Source organism: Mammaliicoccus sciuri, assembly GCF_002901825.1.
Lineage (GTDB): Bacteria > Bacillota > Bacilli > Staphylococcales > Staphylococcaceae > Mammaliicoccus > Mammaliicoccus sciuri.
This window is the reverse complement of sequence record NZ_PPQD01000030.1, coordinates 2,341-24,160: the sequence shown is the minus strand read 5'-3', so window position 1 is coordinate 24,160 and position 21,820 is coordinate 2,341. Positions and strand designations below refer to the sequence as shown.

Below are 21,820 nucleotides of genomic sequence, written 5' to 3'. Positions count from 1 at the left end.
ATTTCCCCCTAATTATGTTTTAATGCTTCTTGGATTACTTTACTTTGTATAAGTTTGTATATTTCGCCGTCGCCTTCTGCAGTTGAAGAACGTACTTTACGGCCATGATATTCAAGCTCTACTTTGCGATCTTCTAGAATGTTTTGAAGTTTTAAGCTAACGAATGACCAAGCACCTTGGTTTTTAGCTTCTTCTTGAACCCAGCGAACTGTTTCTAGATTTCTGAATTCAGAAAGAACGTTCTTTATCTCTTCTTTAGGGAATGGATAAAGTTGTTCAAGTGCAATTAAACAAAGTTCATCGTTAGGATTTTTTTGTAATTCAGTTTTTAAGTCAATAAACATTTTTCCTGATGAAATAATAACTTTCTTAACTTTAGTCTTCTTGTATGGTTCAACTAAAATTGGTTCGAATTGTCCTTTAGTGAACTCATCAATTGGACGAGAAACAATTTTGTTTCTTAACAAGCTTTTTGGTGACATTAAGACTAATGGTCTCATTTTATCTGTGTTAAGATATTTAGCGTGTCTTCTTAATAAGTGATAATAGTTAGAAGCACTTGTTAAGTTTGCTATTGTCATGTTGTTTTCACCAGCTAATTGTAAAAATCTTTCCAATCTCGCTGATGAATGTTCAGGACCTTGTCCTTCATTACTATGTGGTAAGAATAAAGCTAAACCACTCTTTTCTCCCCATTTAGCATTGCTGTTTGATAAGAAGTTATCGAATATCATTTGTGCCATATTTGCAAAGTCACCATATTGTGCTTCCCAAATATTAAATGATTGTGGATGATCAACATTATAACCATATTCAAAACCAACTACTGCGGCTTCAGATAATGGTGAGTTATGAATATCAAATGATGCTTTTCCATTCGGTACGTGATGTAAGGGAATAAATAACTTTCCATCTTTCTCATCATGTAACACAGCATGTCTATGTGCGAATGTTCCACGTTCTGAATCTTGTCCAGTTAATCGAATTGGTGTACCATTTTGTAAAATTGTCGCAAATGCAAGTTGTTCTGCATGTGCCCAGTCTACAAAACCGTCTTTTTCAAATGGTTCACGGCGTCTATCTAATACTTTGTTTAACTTCTTGAATACCGTGAAATCTTCTGGATAATCAAACATTGCATCATTAATCGCTTTTAATTCTTCATAAGTAGCATTTGCTAACTCATAATCTTGTCCTTCACTGATGTTGTCAGGTAAAGTCATTTCTGGATTATCCATTTCAGCATCTTTATCAATCTTGTCATGAGCAGCTCTTAAGCGTTTCGTTACATCGTCAAAAATGCCATTCATTTCGTCTTCTGTAATAATGCCTTCTTCGACAAGTTGTTTACCATAAATATGTTCAATAGATGGATGTTCTTTAATGGCTTTATACATCATTGGATTTGTAATAGATGGTTCGTCCATTTCGTTATGTCCATAACGTCTATAACCAACTAAATCGATTACAAAATCTTTGTTAAATTTCTCTCTGAAGTCCATTGCCATTTCAATTGCTTTAACAGTTGCTTCAACATCATCTGCATTTACATGGATAATTGGTAAGTCATAGCCTTTTGCAACATCTGTTGAGTATGTTGTTGAGCGTCCATCTTCTGCTTCTGTTGTGAAACCAATTCTGTTATTTGTAATGATGTGTAATGAACCACCAGTTGTGTAACCATCTAAGTTACTTAAGTTCATAGATTCAAAGTTAATACCTTGTCCAGGGAATGCAGCATCCCCATGAATTAAGACAGCAAGTGATTTGTTAACATCTTGACTTGGTCTTCCAGCATCAACTGTTGTATCTTGATTAGCTCTCGCTTTACCAAGAACGACTGGAGAAACGATTTCTAGGTGACTTGGGTTGTTGGCTAAAGTAATCGATTGTTCGATACCGTATTTACTTGTAGTCTTTGTACCACCTAAATGATATTTAACATCGCCTGTCCAACCAGCTGTGATTTCTAATGAACCATCTTTCGGTAAGAAAATAAGTGGGTTCTTATGCATAAATTCAGAAATCATCATTTCATATGGTTTTTCTAATACGTGAGTTAAAACGTTTAATCTACCCCTATGCGCCATACCAATTTGGATGTTTGGTATGTTTGCCGCATTCGTACGTTTTAAGACTCTTTGTAACATTGGTACTAATGTATCTACACCCTCGATTGAGAAGCGTTTAGCACCTACAAAATTCTTATGGATATATTTTTCAAAGCCTTCTACTTCAGCTAAACTTTTTAATAGTTCGATTTTTTCTTCTTTAGAAATTTCAATCGTATGTGTTGATTCGATATATCTCTTCAACCATACGCGTTCTTCATTATTATTAATATGCGTGTACTCAAAAGCGATAGGACCTTGGTAACAAGAAGTCATATATTCTATTGCTTCATATGCATTGTTAAATTCTCCATCAAAGTGATCTGATACGATAACTGCTGGAAGTTTTTCCAAAGTTTCTTTTGATAGTCCAAAGTCTTGATGTGTTAATTTAGGTACGTTTTTTCTTTCTGGACGGTACACTGGATAAATATCTGCAGTTAAATGTCCATACTGTCTGATATTATCAATTAAACGCATTACACGTTTGACACTTGAGTTGTCCACCCCAGTACTTGATTGTAGGCCAGCGCCTGTGTTGTTACTTGTTAATTCATCGAATAACACTTGCAAGTCTTCCGGTACTGACTCTGGATCATTAACGTAATTATCATACATTTCTAACATTAACCCTAAGTTAGTTCCAAATCTTACAGGTGCTTCGACATGATTATCATTCTTCATGTTCCACCCTCCAAGAAAATTATAAACCGTTTACATTTCCATTTTAGCACTTAACAGTATTGAGTTAAAGGCTAATTTGACAATATTGAACTTATTTGTTTATAAAAGATTCTTTAAATACAACTGATATTTTTGTGTACTCATTCACAACACTTTCTACTTTCACAATTCCATCATAAGAATTGACTAATTTCTTAGCAATTGAAAGGCCGAGTCCATTGCCACCTTCTTTTCTTGAACGTGATTTATCAACTCTATAAAAGCGGTCAAATATGAATTCTAAGTCTTTTTGAGGTATGCCCACACCATGGTCAATAATATCTATTGTAATATTTCTGTTTTTTAAGTTGGTAACAATTTCAATGTTTTTATTTTTCTTATCATATTTCATAGCGTTATCAATAAAGATTAATAACATTTGTTCAAAATGAAATCGATTGATATTCATTCTAATAGCATTGTAATTTGATTCGAAATTAAATGTATAATCTGGGTGCAATTTCTTTAATGATTTAATTCTAGAATTTATTTCGTAATTGATATCGACAATATCAATTTCATCACCAGTACTAGATCTCGCATCTTTCGATAATAAAAGTAATTCTTCGACGAGTTTCGTGATGCGTGTCATTTCTTCAATAGAAATATCTAAAGATTCTTCTAATACTTCTGGATTGTTTTTACCCCATCTTTGAATGAGGTTTAAGTGCCCTTGTATAATTTGCAACGGCGTTCTCAATTCATGTGAAGCATCTTCGACGAATTGTTTTTGTTGGTCAAAAGAACTTTCCAATTGTTCCATCATTCTATTAAAGGTCTGGATCATATCGTCGGTTTCTTCATAGTTTGTGGGTACTTCAAGTTTTTCTTGGAAACCGTCTCTACGAATTTGTTTCATTTTATCAGACAATATCGTAATAGGTTTTGTAATTTGCGATGAGAATACATAACTAATTAATGCAATTAAGAATAATGCCGTTAATCCAAACACAGTTGCTAATATAATCATAAATTTAATAATGGCATCATAATTTGCTAGCGGATGAACAACGGCTTCATATCCACTGAAATAACTTGTGTTTACAGGTGTATAAACCACAATATATGATTTATTATCTTGTTTCGTTTCATAAATTTTAAGTTGATTCACACGTTCAAACTTAGGTGTATAATCCAAATCATTATTGTGTGTTTCTTCAAAAATGGGTTTACCAAATCTATCATAGAGAACAAGCTTTTGATTATCCGTAATCGTTGCATTTATATCAGTTGAAGTAATTTGACCGAGTGTCTTAGTCTTTAATAAATTGATTGTGTCATATGTGCTTCTTGTTGCTGTGCTTGTTTCTTGGTCTTTCAAATATAAACTAATGAAATAAATGATAAACATACTAAATAAAGCAAATATAATAAACGTAATCGTCGTAGTGAGCATCATCCATTTAGTTTTTAATGATTGTTGTTTCATGATCTAATCACGTATCCCACTCCTCTAACAGTTTCGATAATATTCTCTTTTTTGAATGGTTTAAGCTTATTACGCAAATAACGAATATATACATCCACAACATTTGTCTCAACTTCTGATTCGTAACCCCAAACATGATTTAAAATCTGTTCTCTTTGTAAGACGAAATTTTGATTTTCAGCTAGTAATAATAATAATTCATATTCAGTCTTCGTTAAATCAACAGATTCACCATGTATAGATACGGAAAAAGCATTTTTATCGATTGTTAAATCATTAACAGTAATTGTATGACTTACTGGTTCAACCGTGACATTTCTTCTAATAATAACGCGAATTCTCGCTAATAATTCTTCAATATCAAATGGTTTAACAATATAGTCATCTGCGCCATAATCAAGACCAATAACTTTATCATATGTATCGCCTTTAGCCGTTATCATAATAATCGGTGTATCTTTCTCACGACGAACACGTCTACATACTTCAAGACCGTTCATTTTCGGTAACATGAGATCTAGTAATATACAATTGTAATCTTCAGATAAAGCTTGCTCTAGCCCACTTTCTCCATCATTACATATTTCCACTTCATAGTCCTCATGCTTAAGTTCTAATTCTATAAATCTCGCTAAATTTTGTTCATCTTCTATGATGAGTATTTTTTTCATAATGCCACCTCGTAATAAAATTATAAAAGTTTTCAATTTTCAATTGACAATGATTCTCATTTAGTTATAATAGTAATTGAAAATGATTATCAATGAAAGAGTTCCCCCTCTAGTAAAAGATAACATTTTCGAGTTTAACATGTTCATTATATATGAGCATCACTATTTTATCATTTAAAATAGTAAAAATTTTAAATAACTAATTGACATTCATTCTCAATTGGTTATAATAGTAATTGAAAATGATTATCAATCAAATAAAAGAGTTCCCCCTCTAAGTATGGATTGAACATTTTCTATAACCCCCTTTTATGCCCATAAAAGTAAAATAGCCGCAGTGATTCTGTCCAAATCACTGTGGCTGTTTTTTGTATGGATTTATTTAAATGAGAGAGCGTTATGAGCAGTTCGGGTTAGAACTGCAAATAACGGTTCCAGTATTAGCACTTTTGATAAGAACTGCAAATAACGGTATCCTTAATTACAAAACTCATAAGAAGTGTAATTACTAGTATCCTTATGAACACTTTCGACCAAACTTGTTCATAACGGAACTACTATATTCACATCGCCCGAAATAACATCCGCACATCCCCTATTTAATCCAAAAAAAGTATGGAACAGCTCACCCTGTTCCATACTCATCTATAATTTCTTTCGTAACGTACTTTGAGTTAACAATATACAAATGACACCGCCGATAATGCCTGCGATTATATCAGTTGGATAATGAACACCTAAGTATACGCGTGACGATGATATCATTGCGATACAAATTACACATAATCCCATCAAATACGGTCGTATAGATTTGTTTGCCACTCTAAATATTACGTATATAAGTGACCCGAAAAATGCGGTGGATCCCATTGCATGTCCACTCGGAAAACTAAATCCAGATATATCTATCAGTCTAAGTAAAGTTGGTCTTTCTCTGTCAAATATGTTTTTAAGAAGTGGATTTAATGTACCTGATAAAATCATCGTAACTGCAAAAAATAATGTTTCAATGTTATATTTTTTAAGTTTTAAGTAACAAATCACAATGAGTGATAAGGCAATCATAGCCCAAACTTCTCCTAATTTAGTAAAACCAAGCATTATAGAAGTCGTTATAAAGCTTTCAGTTGAATAAATAAAGTTATAAACTTCATTATCTATCCATTTACCGAGTCTGGATTCATGGAAAAACGCGATGACTCCAAATATCAAACTAAATATGAGTAATAGTAAAGTACGGTTTGCTTGGCTCATTCGATTGCCCCCTTTACTTTATGTCTGATTCAATTTTGTTAAATAGTGTTTCTTTCGTATAACTTTCTTTGAAATGTGACATTTTGTCAATAATATCTTCTCGTTCATTTTCTAATTTATCAAGTTGACTGATCAGATTAGATTGGCTCACATCTTTTTCTTGTAATACTTTAGCATATCCATTTTTCTCGAAAATTTTAGCGTTATCAATTTGATCGCCTCTTGATTGATCTAAACCAAGTGGTATTAATAACATTGGTAACTTTAATGTCGCAAACTCATAAATAGCGTTAGCGCCTGCTCTACTGATGACAGTGTCAGTAATCGCATAGAAGTGCATCAATTCATTTGAAACAAATTCATATTGAACATAGTTGGCGTTTTTAATATTTTGATCAACATGACCTTTACCAGTTAAATGAATAATTTGATATTTCTTTGTTAAATAATCTAAATTATCTCGAATCGCTTTATTTAATGCTTTAGAACCTAAGCTACCACCCATGATCAGTAGTACAGGTAATTGATCATTAAAGCCTGTTAATTGATAGCCTTCTTCTTTAGAGCCATCTCTTAAATCTTCTCTAATAATAGCACCAATATAATCTGATTTTTCTTTAGGTACATATTTTAAAGTTTCTTCAAAAGTTGTATACATTTTATTAGCAAATTTCATGGATATTTTATTTGCTAAACCAGGTGTAACATCTGATTCATGTACAATTGAAGGAATTTTTAATGATTTGGCAGCGATAATAACTGGAACACTGACGAATCCACCTTTAGAAAAGACTAAATCTGGTTTTTCTTTCTTTAATACTTTTCTAGCGTCTAATACACCTTTTAATACTTTAAAGACATCTTTTAAATTCTCAAAAGATAAATATCGACGTAACTTACCACTTGATATCGGAATATATTTCGTATCTTTGGCAGAGTCAGTAATCATTTCTTTTTCGATACCGTTTTTAGATCCAATATATATTGTTTCGATATCACGTTTTTGTGCTTCAGGGATTAGTGCTAAATTGACTGCAACATGTCCTATCGTACCGCCACCGGTAAATGCTATCTTCTTCATGTTTATTTCTCCTCGTTCTCTATCAATTTATAATATGCATAAAATGGTGCATTCTTATCAAATGGAAACTCATCTGTTTCATATTCACCCATTTTTATAAAATCAAATTTTTCAAACAGTCTTTGTGCACGTTTATTAAGTGAAAATGTATCCGTTATGATAATTGGTGTTCCTGCTTCAGTAGCAATATCAATTGCAAATTGCATCATCTTCATTGCGACACCTTTATATTCAGGATTTGTAGCCATTCTATGAATGACATATGCGCCGTCGGTACGAGCTGGCCAGTCAAATTGTTTATACCATTCGGCTTGTACTTGATTGACACATATATATCCTGCAATGTCATTGTTTTCTTCATATAGATATAAGTCTCCATTATCTATATCTTCGTAGAAATGCTTCTCTAATGGATAACGATGATCCCATTGAGGGTTCTGATCGTGTTCCATAATAGATTTAGCCATTTCTGTTAATTTATTAATATGTTGAATATCTGATCTTGTTGCTTTTCTCAAACTACTTTCCCCCATTACTTATGCATATATTGAATTGCTTCATCAAGTTGTTTATCTTCACTACGGATTTTCTTGCGTAAAAGTTCAATAAATTTCTTTGTTGTATCATCTGTGAAAATACCATTTTCAGTTAAATCATGGTCACTTTGGAATGTTTTAACTTGTGATGTCAATTGGGCATCAAATTGGTCATTTTCATTGTTAATATTATACCCTAAAGCGTTCAAACCAATCTTAATTGATTTAATTTCTTTAGATTGATCGCCTTCTTGATAAGTCTTGCTCGGATCGATTATTTCTATTTCTTCATATTTAGGTGCTTTAATGGTTTTATCTGGTTGAATACCTTTTTTATGAATATAAGATTTATTTGGTGTTAACCATCTCATGTTTGTATATTTTAAAATGCTAGAATCGCTAAATTCTTTATGAACTTGTCCGATACCTTTACCAAAAGTCGTTGTACCTAGGACATCTGCAATTTTGTAATCTTGTAATGCGCCAGCGAATATCTCTGCAGCACTTGCAGACCCTTTATTAACGAGTACTGTATAGTCCATATCACCTATGCCAGACATTTTGTCGTTTTCAGTTTCAACTGCTTGTGGTTTATCACCTTTCGTTTCTAAATATATAACAGGTTTATTTTTATCAACAAACAAGTTAACACTCGTCACGACTTCATCTAATAGACCACCTGGATTGTTTCTTAAATCTAAAACAACATGTTTTACTTTGTCTTTTTTCGCTTGTTTCAATGCAGATTGTAATTCTTTCGTTGTTTTATTTTGGAACTTAGAAATTGCAATTATGCCAGTGTCTTTTTTCTTCGTATAATCAACACTTGTAAGGTGGATTTTGTCACGTTTAATCTTAACATCGAAAGGTTCTTTACCTTCTCGTTTAATTGTTAACGTAACAGTTGTCCCTTTTTTACCTCTTACTTTATTGACGATTTCATTTAACGATTTATTTTTAATCGATTCATGATCAACTTTCGTAATGACGTCTAAAGATTTTACGCCAGCTTTTTCAGCAGGAGAATCTTTCATAGGACTAGTAATCCTAACGTAGCCATCGTGCATTTCCATTTCTGCACCAATTCCAACAAAATCACCAGAAATTTCTTCGTTATAACTTGTTGTATCTTTAGCGGATATGTATTCACTATAAGGATCATCTAAAGATTTGATCATACCATCAATAGCGCCTTGAGTTAATTTGTCGTCATCAACATCTTTGTAATAGTCGTTATTAATTTGTTTATAAGCCTCTTCAATCTTATTAAGCTCTTTTTGTTGGTCATTGCCAAAATATAAACCAAATTTATACGAAGCATAAGACACAACAGCAGTTAATAAGACCGTAACAAATAATATGATTAATAACTTATATAAAGGAAGCGTTATTTGTCGACTTTGTTTCTTTTTAAAAGGTTTCATTTACTCACAACTTTCTTGTCAAATATAATTTATTTTAACAGTTAAATCATATAAATAAAAACACTTTGGTGTGACAAACAGCAAAGTGAACGAATTAATATGGAAAAATGTTCATATCGTGAGTATTACGGGTTCTGTTAGGGACGAAATTCTGAGAAATGTCTCTAAGAATGGCCCGTCTAATTACCAGAATTCAGAATAATGATAGTTAGGCCCCATCATCCAACTACACAAACCGAAAAAACACCTCATTTCCGCTTGAAAATGAGGTGTTTTATTTTACCTTAGAATTTCAACCACTCTTCATAAGATTCGAATAAGTCATCGAAGACGCTCATTGGTTGTGTGAACATGGCTTCTGTTTCTAAGTAATCTGAAAGTGTGTGGTAATCGTTTGTGAATTTTGGAAATGATAAGTCTTGGAAGATTAAATCTGCCAACTTACCTACTTCGCTTTTTTCACTTCGTTTTGTTAGTGCGTATTGATAGAAAGAATATTGTTTCATTTATTTCATTTTCACATCAATAGCCTTAGTTTCACCTTTAACTAGACTTTCTAATTTTTCGATATTAATTTCTTCAGCGTCATCTGTATTTGTAATAATAACAGGGCTGATTACTGATTTTACTTTTGATTCGATTGTTTCGATGTCGAATTTTAATAACTCGTCGCCTTGTTTAACTGTATCACCAGTATTAACAAGTGCTTCAAAGCCTTCTCCACCTAATTGAACAGTTTCTAAACCTACGTGTACCAATACTTCTAATCCGTTTGCTGCTTTAATACCTACAGCGTGATTTGAAGGTTTGAATACATTCACAACTTCTCCATCAAATGGTGCAACTACTACACCTTCTGTTGGTTTAATACCGAATCCTTCACCCATCATTTTTTGAGCAAATACTGGATCTGGAATATCTTCAATTGCTACATATTCACCTGAAATTGGTGCAAATACTTCAACATTTGTATCTTTTGATTTGTTACCGCCAAATAATTTTTTAAACATTACAATCGACTCCTCTAATTTTTAAAATGATTTACTAATTCTCCATACCCTAAATCTTCTAATTTATCATATGGAATAAATTGTACAGCAGCTGAATTAATACAATATCTTAAGCCGCCAGATTCTTTAGGACCGTCATTAAAGACATGACCTAAATGACTATCTGAATCTTCAGAACGTACTTCAGTTCTGATCATGCCATGTGTTTTATCAACAAGTTCGATGATTTCTTCATCATCTAATGCTTTTGAAAAACTTGGCCAACCACAATCAGACTCAAATTTTTCTTCTGAAGTGAATAATGGTTTACCTGATAATTTATCTACATAAATACCTTTTTCAAAGTGATTCCAATATTCATTTTGAAAAGGTGGTTCTGTACCATTTTGTTGTGTTACGAGATATTCCATTTCATTTAATTCATCTTTACTTTTTTTTAGCATTTTAACGCCCCCAATACTTTTCTATAAATGCTTTACGTCCAGAACCTTGTTGATACCCTTGATAATGTGCTGGATTCTTCAAGTAATAATCTTGATGATAGTCTTCCGCAGGGTAAAAGTTCTTGTATGGTTTAACTGGCGTAATGACTGGTTTATCAAAAATATTTTGTTCATTTAATTGATTGATTTTGTTATGTGCTATTTCTTCTTGTTCTTTATCGTGGTAGAAAATAACAGGTTCATAACTTTCCCCTCTATCAAAGAACTGACCTTTATTATCTGTTGGGTCAAAGGTCTTAAAGTATATATCTAATATAGCTTCAAAGTCTGTTTCATCTTCATTGTATTCAATTTGAACAGCTTCAACATGACCAGTTTGATTTGTACAAACTTCTTCATAAGTTGGATTTTCAACATGACCACCACTATATCCGGAAGTCACTTCAATAATACCAGGGAATTCATTAAAAGGCTTAACTAAACACCAAAAACATCCCCCAGCTAACGTTGCATAAGCCATAGTTGTACCTCCTTTAATGATGTTAAGTTACTTTAACTTAATATCAAAGTACCATTTTTTGTCTGAAATATCTAATGTTTGAATTTGTATAGACTCAACATTATCAATCTCCAACTGATTTAAAGATAAATTGAATGATTCATCTTTAGGATTTACATGAATATATGGTGGAAGTTCACTATATTTATTGATTTGAGATAGAATAAATGGATTTGAAATATTTAATTTCCCAATATCTATCGATTGAATTTTGAAATAGATTGTATCGTTATTTAACTTTTTAGGTTTCGTTTGAAGTGTTATATCAATATCTTTACCTAAAATTTTAGTACGTGTATCAAATGACAATGATTTTTTAGTTATGCGTGATTGAATGTCATAATCTTTCATAGACGCATTCATTAACGATTCTAATTGTGCATTATCAAAAGAAATGGTGAAATCTTTCTTAGTTTGTTCTGTGTTGATTGTTTGATGGTTTGTATCGTCTGAAATTTGAGACCATACATAAGCTAGAGCACCAAGTATTAGAATAATTAATATAATAAAAGCATAAAACCAAGCTCTATGATTCATCCAATGTTTATTTTCCATAGAAGAACACGCCAATAGCACCTTCACCAGTATGCGTTGAAACGACTGGTGTCGTCACTGCAGTATCAAATAAGTGGAAATTTTTCTTTTCTTTAATTGTATTCATCAATTTCGTCATCAATTGTTCTGCATTCGCATCAGCAATACCTATTTTTATAAGTTCTTTCTTCTCTAAGAAGACATCCAATTCTTTCATTAAATATTTAACAATAGCGTTTTGCGTTCTTGCGTTATGCATCATTTCGATTTTTCCGTTAATCAATTCGCCGATTGGTTTAATATTCATCAATGAACCGAGTAAGCCTTTCGCTTTACCGATTCTACCACCTTTAATTAAGTTGTCGATATTACCAATGACTACAAATAGTCTTAAATTATTTTTAATCACTTCAATTTCTTCGACGATTTCTTCAACAGTTTTACCTGCGTTGATCATCTTCACGACTTCTTCAATTTGGAATCCGTAAGCTAATGAAATGAATTTACTATCCACAACTGTAACTTTACTTTCTGTCATTTGAGCTGCTTGCTGAGCTGCACTAAATGTACCAGATAACTCAGAAGTCATATGAATACTAATAATTTCAGAACCATCTGTCCCTAACGCGTCATAGGTTTCAACAATTTTACCAATTGGAGGCTGACTTGTTTTAGGTAATTCTTTAGCGTCTTTCATTTTTTCTAGAAATTCTGTTGAGCTAATATCTTCTTGGTCTACGTACGTAACACCATCGATTAGTATATTTAGGGGTACGACAGTAATGTTATTTTCTTCTAAAAAATCTGCTGATAAATCTGTCGTCGAATCAACAACTATTTTAATTTTTGACATAATGATTCTCCTTTAATGATTGAACAGTATTACTAATTTTTCCTTGTACAAATTGGCTTACTTCTTGCATGGTCTTATCTTCAAAAATAGAAGGCTCAATTGGGTCTAGAATGTGTACATAAACATCACCAGGGACCATTTTTTTAGAATCTTGAGCTTCCATAATGTTAGATGTCCCATAAATCGCAACAGGTACAATTTTAACTTTAGCTGATTTAGCTAATTTAAAAGAACCTGCTTTAAATTCTTGCATTTCTCCACCTTTACTTCTACTACCTTCAGGAAAAATTAATAAAGAATGTTGTTCTTTTAATTTATTAATACCATCTTTTATCATTTGTAAACTTGCGCGTCTATTTGAACGATCTAAATATATACAATTCATTTCTTCCATCCATGGACTTAAAAACGGAATTTTTTGAACTTCTGTCTTTGAAATAAAACCAAATGGTTGCGGTAAATGATTAATTAATACAGGAATATCAAAATTACCTTCATGATTTGAAATGTATAATACAGGCTCATCAAATGGTTCTGTATTGCCAGACAAGTGTGACGTAACACCAGCTGAATCTAGAATACGTGAAGCCCATCTTTTCGCATATAAAAAGATCATTTCATCTTGTTTACGGATATCATTTATCAATGTCTTCTTATGCTTAACTTTATTTAATTGTGAAGATACAAGTGCAGCATAACCTACAATATAACCGAGTGTTTTCGTCGTTCTTAACATACTATTTTTTCCTTTCCAAATGCATATAAGTGTGTGGTAAAGTGTTTTTTTCATCGAGTTCGCCAGATTCAGATGAAAGAACCGTCCAATCTTTGAAGTCGTATGGAGGGAAAAAGGCATCACCTTGAAACTTATCTTCTATTACTGTTACATACATATCATCAACGCGGTCCATCATTTGTTCATAAAGACCTTGACCGCCAAAGATGAAGATATGTCCTTCGAGTTGATCGATTTCATCTAAAGAATGAATCACATCGACATCAACGTGTTCAAATGATGGATTTGTCGTTAATACAACATTACGTCTATTCGGTAATGGCTTACCTAAAGAATCAAATGTTTTTCTTCCCATCACGATCGTATTTCCAGTCGTCAATGCTTTAACTCTTTTTAAGTCATTTGGTAGATGCCATGGCATCTTGTTGTCTAAGCCAATTACGCGATTTTGATCATGACAAACTATTATTGATTTCATTTATATTACTCCTTTTTAAACTGCAATAGGTGCTTTAATACTTGGATGTGATTCATAACCGTCAATTTCTAAATCTTCGTATTCAATATCAAACAATGATTTATCAGTGTTGATCTTAAGTTTAGGTGCATCGTAAGAATCTCTTGAAAGTTGTTCATTGATTGCGTCTATATGGTTTTTATAAATATGCGCGTCTCCAAACGTATGGACAAACTCGCCTACTTCTAATCCACATTCTTTAGCAATTAAATGTGTTAATAAGCTATAACTCGCAATATTAAAAGGTACACCTAAGAAAATATCTGCACTTCGTTGATATAATTGACAGCTTAATTTTCCGTCTTTTACATAAAATTGGAATAATGTATGACATGGTGGTAATGCCATTGTATCTATTTCAGTTGGATTCCAAGCAGAAATAATATGGCGTCTTGAATTAGGATTTTGTTTAATATTTTCAATTAAAGTCTTAAGTTGGTCAAATCGTTTACCATCTTGATCCTTCCAATCTCTCCATTGTTTACCATAAACATTGCCTAAGTCACCGTATTTTATCATAAAATCATCGTCATTCAGAATCTTATCTTTGAATATCGCAAGTTGTGCTTTATATTGTTCGTTAAATTCATCATCTACTAAAGAGCGACGACCAAAGTCTGTCATATCAGGACCATCATAGTCATTACTTTCAATCCATTTTTTAAAAGCCCATTCGTTCCATATGTTATTCTTATATTGTAATAAATACCTTATATTTGTATCGCCTTTAATAAACCATAAAAGCTCTGTTGCAATTAATTTAAAAGAAACCTTTTTAGTTGTTAATAACGGAAAACCTTCAGATAAATCAAATCTCATTTGGTGACCAAATATAGAAATCGTACCCGTACCCGTTCTATCGTCCTTATTCTCGCCTTCTTCTAATACCCTTTTACATAAATCGTGATACGCTTTATCAAAGTTATTCATTTGAGCACCTCTTTTTAATATTCTCCTGTTACTATATTAACGAAATTAGCGATAATTTACTACTGATATAATATAGAAAATTTCCAGATTATTAGGTATAATGGTTATAAATGAACAAAGTGCTAACAAAACGAAGGAGGCTATTTCAATGAATGAAATTTTTGCTACTTTAGGCTTTTTCTTATTATTATGCTATATGATCAGTATGTGCATTACAGAATAGTATAAATAAGGGGTAATATACAAAAACTGGGACAAGAGATTGTCCCAGTTTTTGTATATAATGGTATAGAATTAAGTGATGTTTAAATTAAGAATGTAAGCGCACGAAGACTCAAAGATATCGTGCGACTAGGCACTAAAACAGGCCATAGCGCACGAAGACTTTCTTATATTATTCTCCACCATCACTCATATTTATAATCTTGATTTATTTTCAGTCCATAATGTGTTTTAGTACTTTTCCTAATACATTGTATCGTATTAAACTGTTTAAAAATCTCGCTTTTATAATGTGCTTTTACGATTAAATATTTGAAGTGAGATACACTTTTGATTTCTGAAGGTATTTCAATATTGCGTGAAAGTTCCCCCATTCTATCGTCTTCATCAAGTGTCTGTTCAAACATATGATCTAAATATAAGATGTCGATCAATTCGGGATGTTGTTTGATCCAATTGTGATAATCATCATTTATATAATGGATTCGTCTTAATTCATCTTCTGTTAAATAGCGTTTCATGCCTTCAGAAATAACATAATGGATAAGTGGATTTTGTTCTATTGCATATACATTTGCTTGTTGATAATGCTTTAATATTAAATAAGTATCTCGCCCAAATCCCATTGTGCCATCTATGAAATTAAATGTTTTAAAGTCTGTTGTTATTTCATCTAACATTTCAATTAGTACGGGCATCTTATGTTGTTTCATCATATGCAATTTAACTTTGACAGTATCTAAATGAAAATATATTGGTGTATCTGGCGTGAAATATAGTTTAGGTCCACTACTTTCAAATACAATTAATGGTGTCGTATCTCGTTGAAACAATTGATTAATCGTTAATTTTCTTCGCTTTATGATTTGAACATTCTGTATGGATTCTAATTGAGATAACACAGAAAATGCATCTTCTACTTGTTTGTAGAGAGATGCATTTGTTCTAACGGCAGTTGTGATACGAATATTAGTCACAGTATTCATCAAAAGCGTCTTTAATATCCAAACAGATTTCTTGAATATCTCTTCCTTCAATATGTTCACGTGGCATGAAGTATTTAAGCTCATTACCTTTAAATAATGCCATAGATGGACTTGATGGTACTTGTGCGATATATTCTCTCATTGTTTCAGTTGCTTCTTTATCTTGTCCAGCAAATACTGTAGCAATTCTAGAAGGTTTTTTATCATTTTGTTGGGATACTGTAACAGCTGCAGGACGTGCTAAACCAGCTGCACATCCACATACAGAGTTTACGACGATAAATGTTGTTTCATTCGGTTGTGCGTTCTCCATATATTCTTTAACTGACTCTGCTGATTCTAAACTTTCAAAGCCTTGTCCAGTTAATTCACTTCTCATTGGTTGAGCGAGTTCTTTCATGTATTGTTCATATGCATTCATATTTTATCCCTCTTTCTTTCTATTAGCCATTTGTTTCCAAACAGAACCTAATGCTTCTTCACCATTTTCGATTCTTTCAATTGCCATTTGTACTTGCAATTTAACATCGAATGCTGGATCGTCTTGTCTTTTTTTCAATGCTTCTAATGCAGTTTCATCACCTTCATCAAATATAAACATAGCTGCACGCCATCTTACAATTTTCTGAGGGTCTTCTAATGCTTCTATCATTACTGGTAACGCTTCTTTAAAACCTAAATCACTTAGACAGTCACCAGCTGTTCTTCTAACAGAAACAACTTTATCTTTCATACCTTTATATAAATAAGGTAATGTTTCTTTTGATTCAATCATACCTAATAGCACGATTGCCATTCTACGTACTTGAGGCTTTTCATCATTTAACGCGACATCTAATAATGGATAATCGTCTTCTGTTGGTGTTGGAAAGTCATTTAACATTCTTAATTTTACTTTCCAATCCTCTTCTTGTTCAAACGTTTCTTTATCAACATGTACAAATTGCTTTTCAGGAATGGTAATGTCACTTGTTAAAGCTTCTTCAACTAAAGCCTCTAATTTCTCTTTAGGGTACAAAGCTAATATTTCTTCTTGAACGGTTGCTAATACTTCCTCTACTTCGCCGTAACGTACACCTAAATCTTCCCATTTTCTTAAAAAGACAACGTTATCTGAGTCTTTCGTTGCTTTTAGCATACTATCAATATAAATTTCAGGAAGTTGTTTACGTTTTTCTTCTTCTTGAGTTGTTAATTTAATTTGATAAGGTATACCTTTAAACTTTAAGACTTCAGCTTTTACTTCACCGAAATGTTCATTTACTTGATTTTCAGCAAAGTCCCCTTCTTGATCTGAACCTGAGATGGCTGATGTAACATCTTTAAGTAAAGTATCCCAGTTTTCTTTTGGACGTTTATCTACAGCGATAAAGTCCATAACATGGAATACAGATTTAATACCATCTAATTGAAGAATACGGTTAATGAATTCTGGATTATGATCATTCACTTCAGTATAAGTATTTGAAGACCTATCTTCTTTCTTAAATGATAAAACGATTTTCATCGTATTTGGGCTTGGTGTCGGTTCAACTCTAACAATTTCCATAATATCCTCCTTATTGCAACTTGTTACCTAATTGTTTAATGCGTATACCGATAGAACATTCCGATATACAATACTGATGGGCTTGATGTTTACCTTTTGTTTCCCTATAGTGCGTCTTTAATAAACACCCTTTACAGTATGTTTCCATCAATTGGTCTATTTGTTTAATTGCTTGTTTCTCTTCTTGTGCTAAAATGAGTGTCACTCCCTTACTAGACCGTTATTATAACATTCATCATACAAATTGTTTACGATAAAGCTTATTGATTTTTATAACTTTGAGCCGTATAATAGATAAGTTCGATTATCGCGGTTTCTAAACACCCGCTATATCAAAATTTAGGAGGAACAAAGTTATGTATAATGAATTAATAGGTATTGGAACTTTCTTCGTTACATTTATATTGATGCTCGTTCTATACAGAATTTTTGGGAAGACTGGTCTGTTTGTTTGGGTTGCTATAGGTACTATTATAGCAAATATACAGGTTATTAAAACAGTAGAACTCTTTTCAGTTAGTGCAACACTTGGAAATGTTATGTTCGCATCAATTTATCTTGCAACAGATATATTAAACGATATCTATGGTAGAAAACAAGCACGAAAAGCAGTTTGGCTTGGATTTTCTTCAGTAATCGTCATGGTTATATTATTACAGTGCTCTTTAGCGTTTATTCCTGCACAGGAAGATATCTCTCAAGAAGCGCTTGAAACAATCTTTAATATTGTACCAAGAATTGCACTTGGATCCATCATTGCATATATCATTGGTCAACATTTAGATGTATTACTATTCACATTAATTAAGAAGAAATTCTCATCAGATAGAACCTTCTATATAAGAGCTTATGGAAGTACAGTTGTAAGTTCAATTGTAGATACAGCAATTTTTGTATTGATTGCGTTTTATGGTAACTTACCGAACAATGTTGTATTTGAAATATTCTTTACGACATACTTCTTAAAACTGCTCACAACATTATCTAACGTACCATTTGGTTACATTGCTAAATCAATGTATAGAAATGGTAAGATTAGCGAATAATTTCATACAAATCCAATAAAAATCCTACCTACTCCATTACAATGGAAAAGGTAGGATTTTCTTATTGATTGAATACTTTTAAATACTCTACATAACTTGTTAAGTAATGTTCGATATCATCTATTTCGACACGATAACCTTCATGTTTAATATAGAATGCTTCTAATATGCGCTCTGGATTTTGGAAATACATTGCAACTTCAGGATAAAAATAACCTGTTCTCATATAATCTGCTCTTCTGTGAATCGTATCTATCAATAGATCAACGTCTATAAATTGTTCAACCAAGTCAGTTTTGTCACGTTGTTTCGCACTTTCTACTATATTATATGTAGCCATTAACATGCCTAGTAATAATGGATCTGTAGATTGACGTTGTTGTACGTTATTCAAATGTTCTCCTAAATTTTGAAAAGCAAATTGATAATATTTTTCTTCTGGTTCTACTTGAATCAATACTTCTGTACTATAACTTAACCAATAGTCATGGTGTTTCCAATATGATTTTCGAATAAATTTTTCATAAAGTAATTTTGCTACATTTAACCATTCTTCCTTTTGATCAAGTTGATATAATTTTAATAACGCTAGTGCTGCTTGACCTTCGTAATAAATCACTCTAAATGAATCTTTAACTGTTAAATCTGGATAGTTTAACACATGGGTTGTTTCCCCATTCTCATCAATCATGTTTACTAAGCCTTTCGCAACATTTTGAGCTGCTTTTAAATACTTCTTATTCGAACGACCGTATTGTATATAACCACATACAGCTAGTATAAATGCAGCATTTTGACCTAATTTAATTTCATTTATATAGTTTGTATCATCAAATACATATGTTGCACCTTCGTGTTTATATAAATAATGTTTAATAATGTAATCTATTGGTTTCTTAGCAATACTCACATTCTTCTTCAAATAAGATAATGATTTAATAAACGCATATGTTGTTGAACTATGACATAGGTTGTTATAAGCGTTGATATTGATATCAAAGTGTGGAAAATAGCCATAATGATACTTACCATTATCTTGTATAAGATTCATCAAATAATCTGTATTCGTTTGAATCATACGATCAATTTCAACTGGAAGATTATCTACTGGTCTTAACCCTTTCTTATAGCCTTCTTGTTCTAAATTTATAACCTGTTCATCTTCGATATAGAAACTCTTTGTATAGAATTTCTGAACTACTTTGCCTGCATAATCTTTGTGTAAATATAAATTGTAATTCTTCTTATACTTTCTTAAATAATGATTGATATTTTTCTCAGAAAGTATGAATATCCCTTTCTCATTTGTAGGTCTAATAAAAGCATTGCTATTTATTTCTTCTGGTAAAAATGCAAGGTTCCAGTTGTAATCTAATGTAAAACCATACTCAACATGATTTCTAGTTGTATGGATCAAATCTTCTTTTAATTCATCAAATGGAATGTCTTCAACAGATGTCACAATATCAATTTTAATCCATTTAGCTGCTTTACCACTCTTCTTACGATATGTTTCTATAAATTTAATCATTTGGTTCTTGTTCGATAATTTAAAGCTTTTAACAACGGCTTTAACTTTAGGATAGCCAATACTTATAAATAATCTTTCATAATCTGAATGATCATTTATTATACGCTTGATTTGCTCTTTAATATTCACGTGCTTTCATTCCTTTCAACTTCAATATATGTATATAAATCTTTTTTCAATCTGTATTCAAATATGTATAGACAAATATAAAAATGATCATTTAATTAAAATTAAAAATGAAGAGTCTGGAACATTAAAGTTCCAGACCCTCATTACTCATTATATTTTATTGTTCTTCTTCTTTTTTACGACGACCAAATAAGAATAATGAGCCAAGTCCTGCGAATAAGCTTCCGAATAAAGTAGCATTTTCAGCAGGTGTTTCACCAGTGTCTGGTAATACATTTGCTTGAGTATTGTTTCCTTTATTCATCATGTTAGCTTTAGAACTTTCTGTACCGTTAGTGTTTTGTTGTTGTTCAGTTTGTGCCATATGTCCAGCATGATGATCAGTAGCTTTGCTATCCATACCATACATATTGTTAGAACCAGCATCTGTGCTATCAGAAGCTTTTTCAACTACTACACCAACAGTTACAGTTTGTTTAGAACCATCAGGGTAAGTAACAGTTACTGGGATATCAACTTTTGTACCAGGTGTTACATCCTTAGGTGGAATTACTGTGATGTCACCAGTATTAGGATCTACAATTACAGTCCAACCACTTGGAACTTTGTCTGAAGGTACTTCAAACTTCGTACCAGGTGGTAACTCTTTATCACCAGATTGTGGGATATGAGTAGATGTACCAGGTTTAACTGTTGTAGGACCTTGATTCTTAGAACCATATCCAGGTGAATTGTCGTCAGCTTGAGTCTTACCAGCAGGTTTGTCAGCAGGTTTTTCAACAACAACTTTAGCTGAAGTAACTTCAGTAGAACCATCAGGGTAAGTAACAGTTACTGGAATATCAACTTGAGTACCAGGTGTTACATCCTTCGGTGGAACGATTGTTAAATCACCAGTATTAGGATCTACAGTTACAGTCCAACCACTTGGAACTTTGTCTGCAGGAACATCGAACTTCGTACCAGGTGGTAATTCTTTATCACCAGATTGAGGTATTTTAGCCTCAGTACCAGGTTTAACTGGAGTTGAATCTTTACCATACGCAGGATCATTTGATGCAGCTTGACTAGGTGTAGTAATATCAGGTTTACCGTCACCGTCTTTATCTGTTGGTGTATTTGACTTAGGATCAGATTCATCTTTATTAGAAATACCATCTTTGTCAAAGTCTTCGTCACCATCAGGAATTCCATTACCATCAGTATCAGCTTTAGTTGGGTCAGTACCAATTAATTCTTCATCTTTATTGCTTACACCATCACCATCGATGTCGTTGTCATCTTTATCTGGGATTCCATCTCCATCAGTATCTTTGTCTGAATCAGAATCAGAGCTAGAATTTGAAGTACTGTTAGAGTCGGAACTACTATCAGTGTTACCATCTGAAGTTGAGCTTGAGTTACTGTCACTATCAGAAGTACTGTTTGAATCAGAAACTGAATTAGAGTCTGAGTCAGATGTACTGTTGTTATCTGAAGTAGAGTTACTATCAGAACTGCTGTCAGTGTTAGAACCAGAATCATTGTTAGAATCTGAGTCCATGTC

The 21,820-nt window shown here is 32.4% G+C and carries 23 protein-coding genes; 1 reads left to right on the top strand and 22 read right to left on the bottom strand.

What is annotated here, in order from left to right; translation table 11 throughout:
- Positions 1-8 precede the first annotated feature (8 nt).
- The 20 genes from CD035_RS09970 to CD035_RS09875 all read right to left on the bottom strand — a co-directional run bounded on the left by CD035_RS09970 (position 9) and on the right by CD035_RS09875 (position 17,773).
- Complete coding sequence (locus CD035_RS09970) at positions 9-2,795, bottom strand: 2-oxoglutarate dehydrogenase E1 component (protein ID WP_048542979.1); 2,787 nt, start codon at positions 2,793-2,795, stop codon at positions 9-11.
- Positions 2,796-2,886: 91 nt separating this feature from the next.
- Complete coding sequence (locus CD035_RS09965) at positions 2,887-4,263, bottom strand: HAMP domain-containing sensor histidine kinase (protein WP_025905221.1); 1,377 nt, start codon at positions 4,261-4,263, stop codon at positions 2,887-2,889.
- Positions 4,260-4,934, bottom strand: coding sequence for a response regulator transcription factor (locus CD035_RS09960; protein ID WP_048542978.1), 675 nt, complete (start codon positions 4,932-4,934; stop codon positions 4,260-4,262). Before CD035_RS09960 ends, CD035_RS09965 begins: the two co-directional genes overlap by 4 nt.
- Positions 4,935-5,579: 645 nt before the next feature.
- Positions 5,580-6,188 carry a phosphatase PAP2 family protein gene (locus CD035_RS09955; protein ID WP_048542976.1) on the bottom strand — a complete coding sequence of 203 codons (609 nt, stop codon included), beginning with the start codon at positions 6,186-6,188 and terminating at the stop codon, positions 5,580-5,582.
- A gap of 13 nt (positions 6,189-6,201) precedes the next feature.
- The gene (locus tag CD035_RS09950; protein ID WP_048542974.1) at positions 6,202-7,269 is read right to left on the bottom strand and encodes an undecaprenyldiphospho-muramoylpentapeptide beta-N-acetylglucosaminyltransferase; all 1,068 of its coding nucleotides are present in this window, start codon (positions 7,267-7,269) and stop codon (positions 6,202-6,204) included.
- A gap of 2 nt (positions 7,270-7,271) precedes the next feature.
- Positions 7,272-7,802 carry a GNAT family N-acetyltransferase gene (locus tag CD035_RS09945; RefSeq protein WP_048542972.1) on the bottom strand — a complete coding sequence of 177 codons (531 nt, stop codon included), beginning with the start codon at positions 7,800-7,802 and terminating at the stop codon, positions 7,272-7,274.
- On the bottom strand, positions 7,802-9,229 hold the full coding sequence (locus CD035_RS09940) for a S41 family peptidase (RefSeq protein ID WP_048542970.1): 1,428 nt from the start codon (positions 9,227-9,229) through the stop codon (positions 7,802-7,804). Before CD035_RS09940 ends, CD035_RS09945 begins: the two co-directional genes overlap by 1 nt.
- Positions 9,230-9,513: 284 nt before the next feature.
- Positions 9,514-9,735 (bottom strand): YozE family protein, encoded by a 222-nt coding sequence (locus tag CD035_RS09935; RefSeq protein ID WP_025906287.1) that lies wholly within the window; start codon positions 9,733-9,735, stop codon positions 9,514-9,516.
- Entirely contained in the window at positions 9,736-10,239 is a 504-nt protein-coding gene (locus CD035_RS09930) for a PTS sugar transporter subunit IIA (RefSeq protein WP_025906286.1), read from the bottom strand. It lies immediately after the preceding gene.
- A 14-nt stretch (positions 10,240-10,253) separates the two neighbouring features.
- Complete coding sequence (gene msrB / locus CD035_RS09925) at positions 10,254-10,682, bottom strand: peptide-methionine (R)-S-oxide reductase MsrB (protein ID WP_025906285.1); 429 nt, start codon at positions 10,680-10,682, stop codon at positions 10,254-10,256.
- A gap of 1 nt (position 10,683) precedes the next feature.
- Positions 10,684-11,202: a peptide-methionine (S)-S-oxide reductase MsrA gene (gene msrA, locus CD035_RS09920; protein ID WP_048542967.1), complete on the bottom strand. Its 519-nt coding sequence runs from the start codon at positions 11,200-11,202 to the stop codon at positions 10,684-10,686.
- A gap of 27 nt (positions 11,203-11,229) precedes the next feature.
- Positions 11,230-11,796, bottom strand: coding sequence for a DUF2140 family protein (locus CD035_RS09915; RefSeq protein ID WP_048542965.1), 567 nt, complete (start codon positions 11,794-11,796; stop codon positions 11,230-11,232).
- Positions 11,786-12,628 (bottom strand): DegV family protein, encoded by an 843-nt coding sequence (locus CD035_RS09910; protein WP_048542963.1) that lies wholly within the window; start codon positions 12,626-12,628, stop codon positions 11,786-11,788. Before CD035_RS09910 ends, CD035_RS09915 begins: the two co-directional genes overlap by 11 nt.
- Positions 12,615-13,364 (bottom strand): lysophospholipid acyltransferase family protein, encoded by a 750-nt coding sequence (locus tag CD035_RS09905; protein ID WP_048542962.1) that lies wholly within the window; start codon positions 13,362-13,364, stop codon positions 12,615-12,617. Before CD035_RS09905 ends, CD035_RS09910 begins: the two co-directional genes overlap by 14 nt.
- Before the next feature lies 1 nt (position 13,365).
- Positions 13,366-13,842 (bottom strand): dihydrofolate reductase, encoded by a 477-nt coding sequence (locus CD035_RS09900; protein WP_048542960.1) that lies wholly within the window; start codon positions 13,840-13,842, stop codon positions 13,366-13,368.
- Positions 13,843-13,857: 15 nt separating this feature from the next.
- On the bottom strand, positions 13,858-14,811 hold the full coding sequence (locus CD035_RS09895) for a thymidylate synthase (RefSeq protein WP_048542958.1): 954 nt from the start codon (positions 14,809-14,811) through the stop codon (positions 13,858-13,860).
- A 407-nt stretch (positions 14,812-15,218) separates the two neighbouring features.
- Positions 15,219-16,019 carry a class I SAM-dependent methyltransferase gene (locus CD035_RS09890; RefSeq protein ID WP_048542956.1) on the bottom strand — a complete coding sequence of 267 codons (801 nt, stop codon included), beginning with the start codon at positions 16,017-16,019 and terminating at the stop codon, positions 15,219-15,221.
- Positions 16,003-16,440, bottom strand: a complete 438-nt coding sequence (locus CD035_RS09885) for a BrxA/BrxB family bacilliredoxin (protein WP_048542954.1) — start codon at positions 16,438-16,440, stop codon at positions 16,003-16,005. The genes CD035_RS09890 and CD035_RS09885 overlap by 17 nt, the downstream gene beginning before the upstream one ends.
- Before the next feature lie 3 nt (positions 16,441-16,443).
- A complete protein-coding gene (locus tag CD035_RS09880) occupies positions 16,444-17,568 on the bottom strand; it encodes a virulence factor (RefSeq protein WP_048542952.1) in 1,125 nt (374 codons plus the stop codon).
- Between the two features lie 10 nt (positions 17,569-17,578).
- Positions 17,579-17,773, bottom strand: coding sequence for a zinc-finger domain-containing protein (locus tag CD035_RS09875; RefSeq protein WP_049318859.1), 195 nt, complete (start codon positions 17,771-17,773; stop codon positions 17,579-17,581).
- A 151-nt stretch (positions 17,774-17,924) separates the two neighbouring features.
- On the opposite strand from CD035_RS09875, the gene CD035_RS09870 reads away from it, so the two are divergent.
- Positions 17,925-18,614 carry a queuosine precursor transporter gene (locus CD035_RS09870; RefSeq protein ID WP_048542951.1) on the top strand — a complete coding sequence of 230 codons (690 nt, stop codon included), beginning with the start codon at positions 17,925-17,927 and terminating at the stop codon, positions 18,612-18,614.
- 61 nt (positions 18,615-18,675) lie between these two features.
- On the opposite strand, the gene CD035_RS09865 is transcribed toward CD035_RS09870, so the two are convergent.
- Together CD035_RS09865 and CD035_RS14050 are read right to left on the bottom strand one after the other, a co-directional pair.
- Positions 18,676-20,274 (bottom strand): hypothetical protein, encoded by a 1,599-nt coding sequence (locus CD035_RS09865; RefSeq protein WP_048542949.1) that lies wholly within the window; start codon positions 20,272-20,274, stop codon positions 18,676-18,678.
- Positions 20,275-20,431: 157 nt separating this feature from the next.
- Positions 20,432-21,820 (bottom strand): YPDG domain-containing protein (locus CD035_RS14050; RefSeq protein ID WP_219728650.1); only part of this gene is annotated, 1,389 nt, incomplete at its 5' end.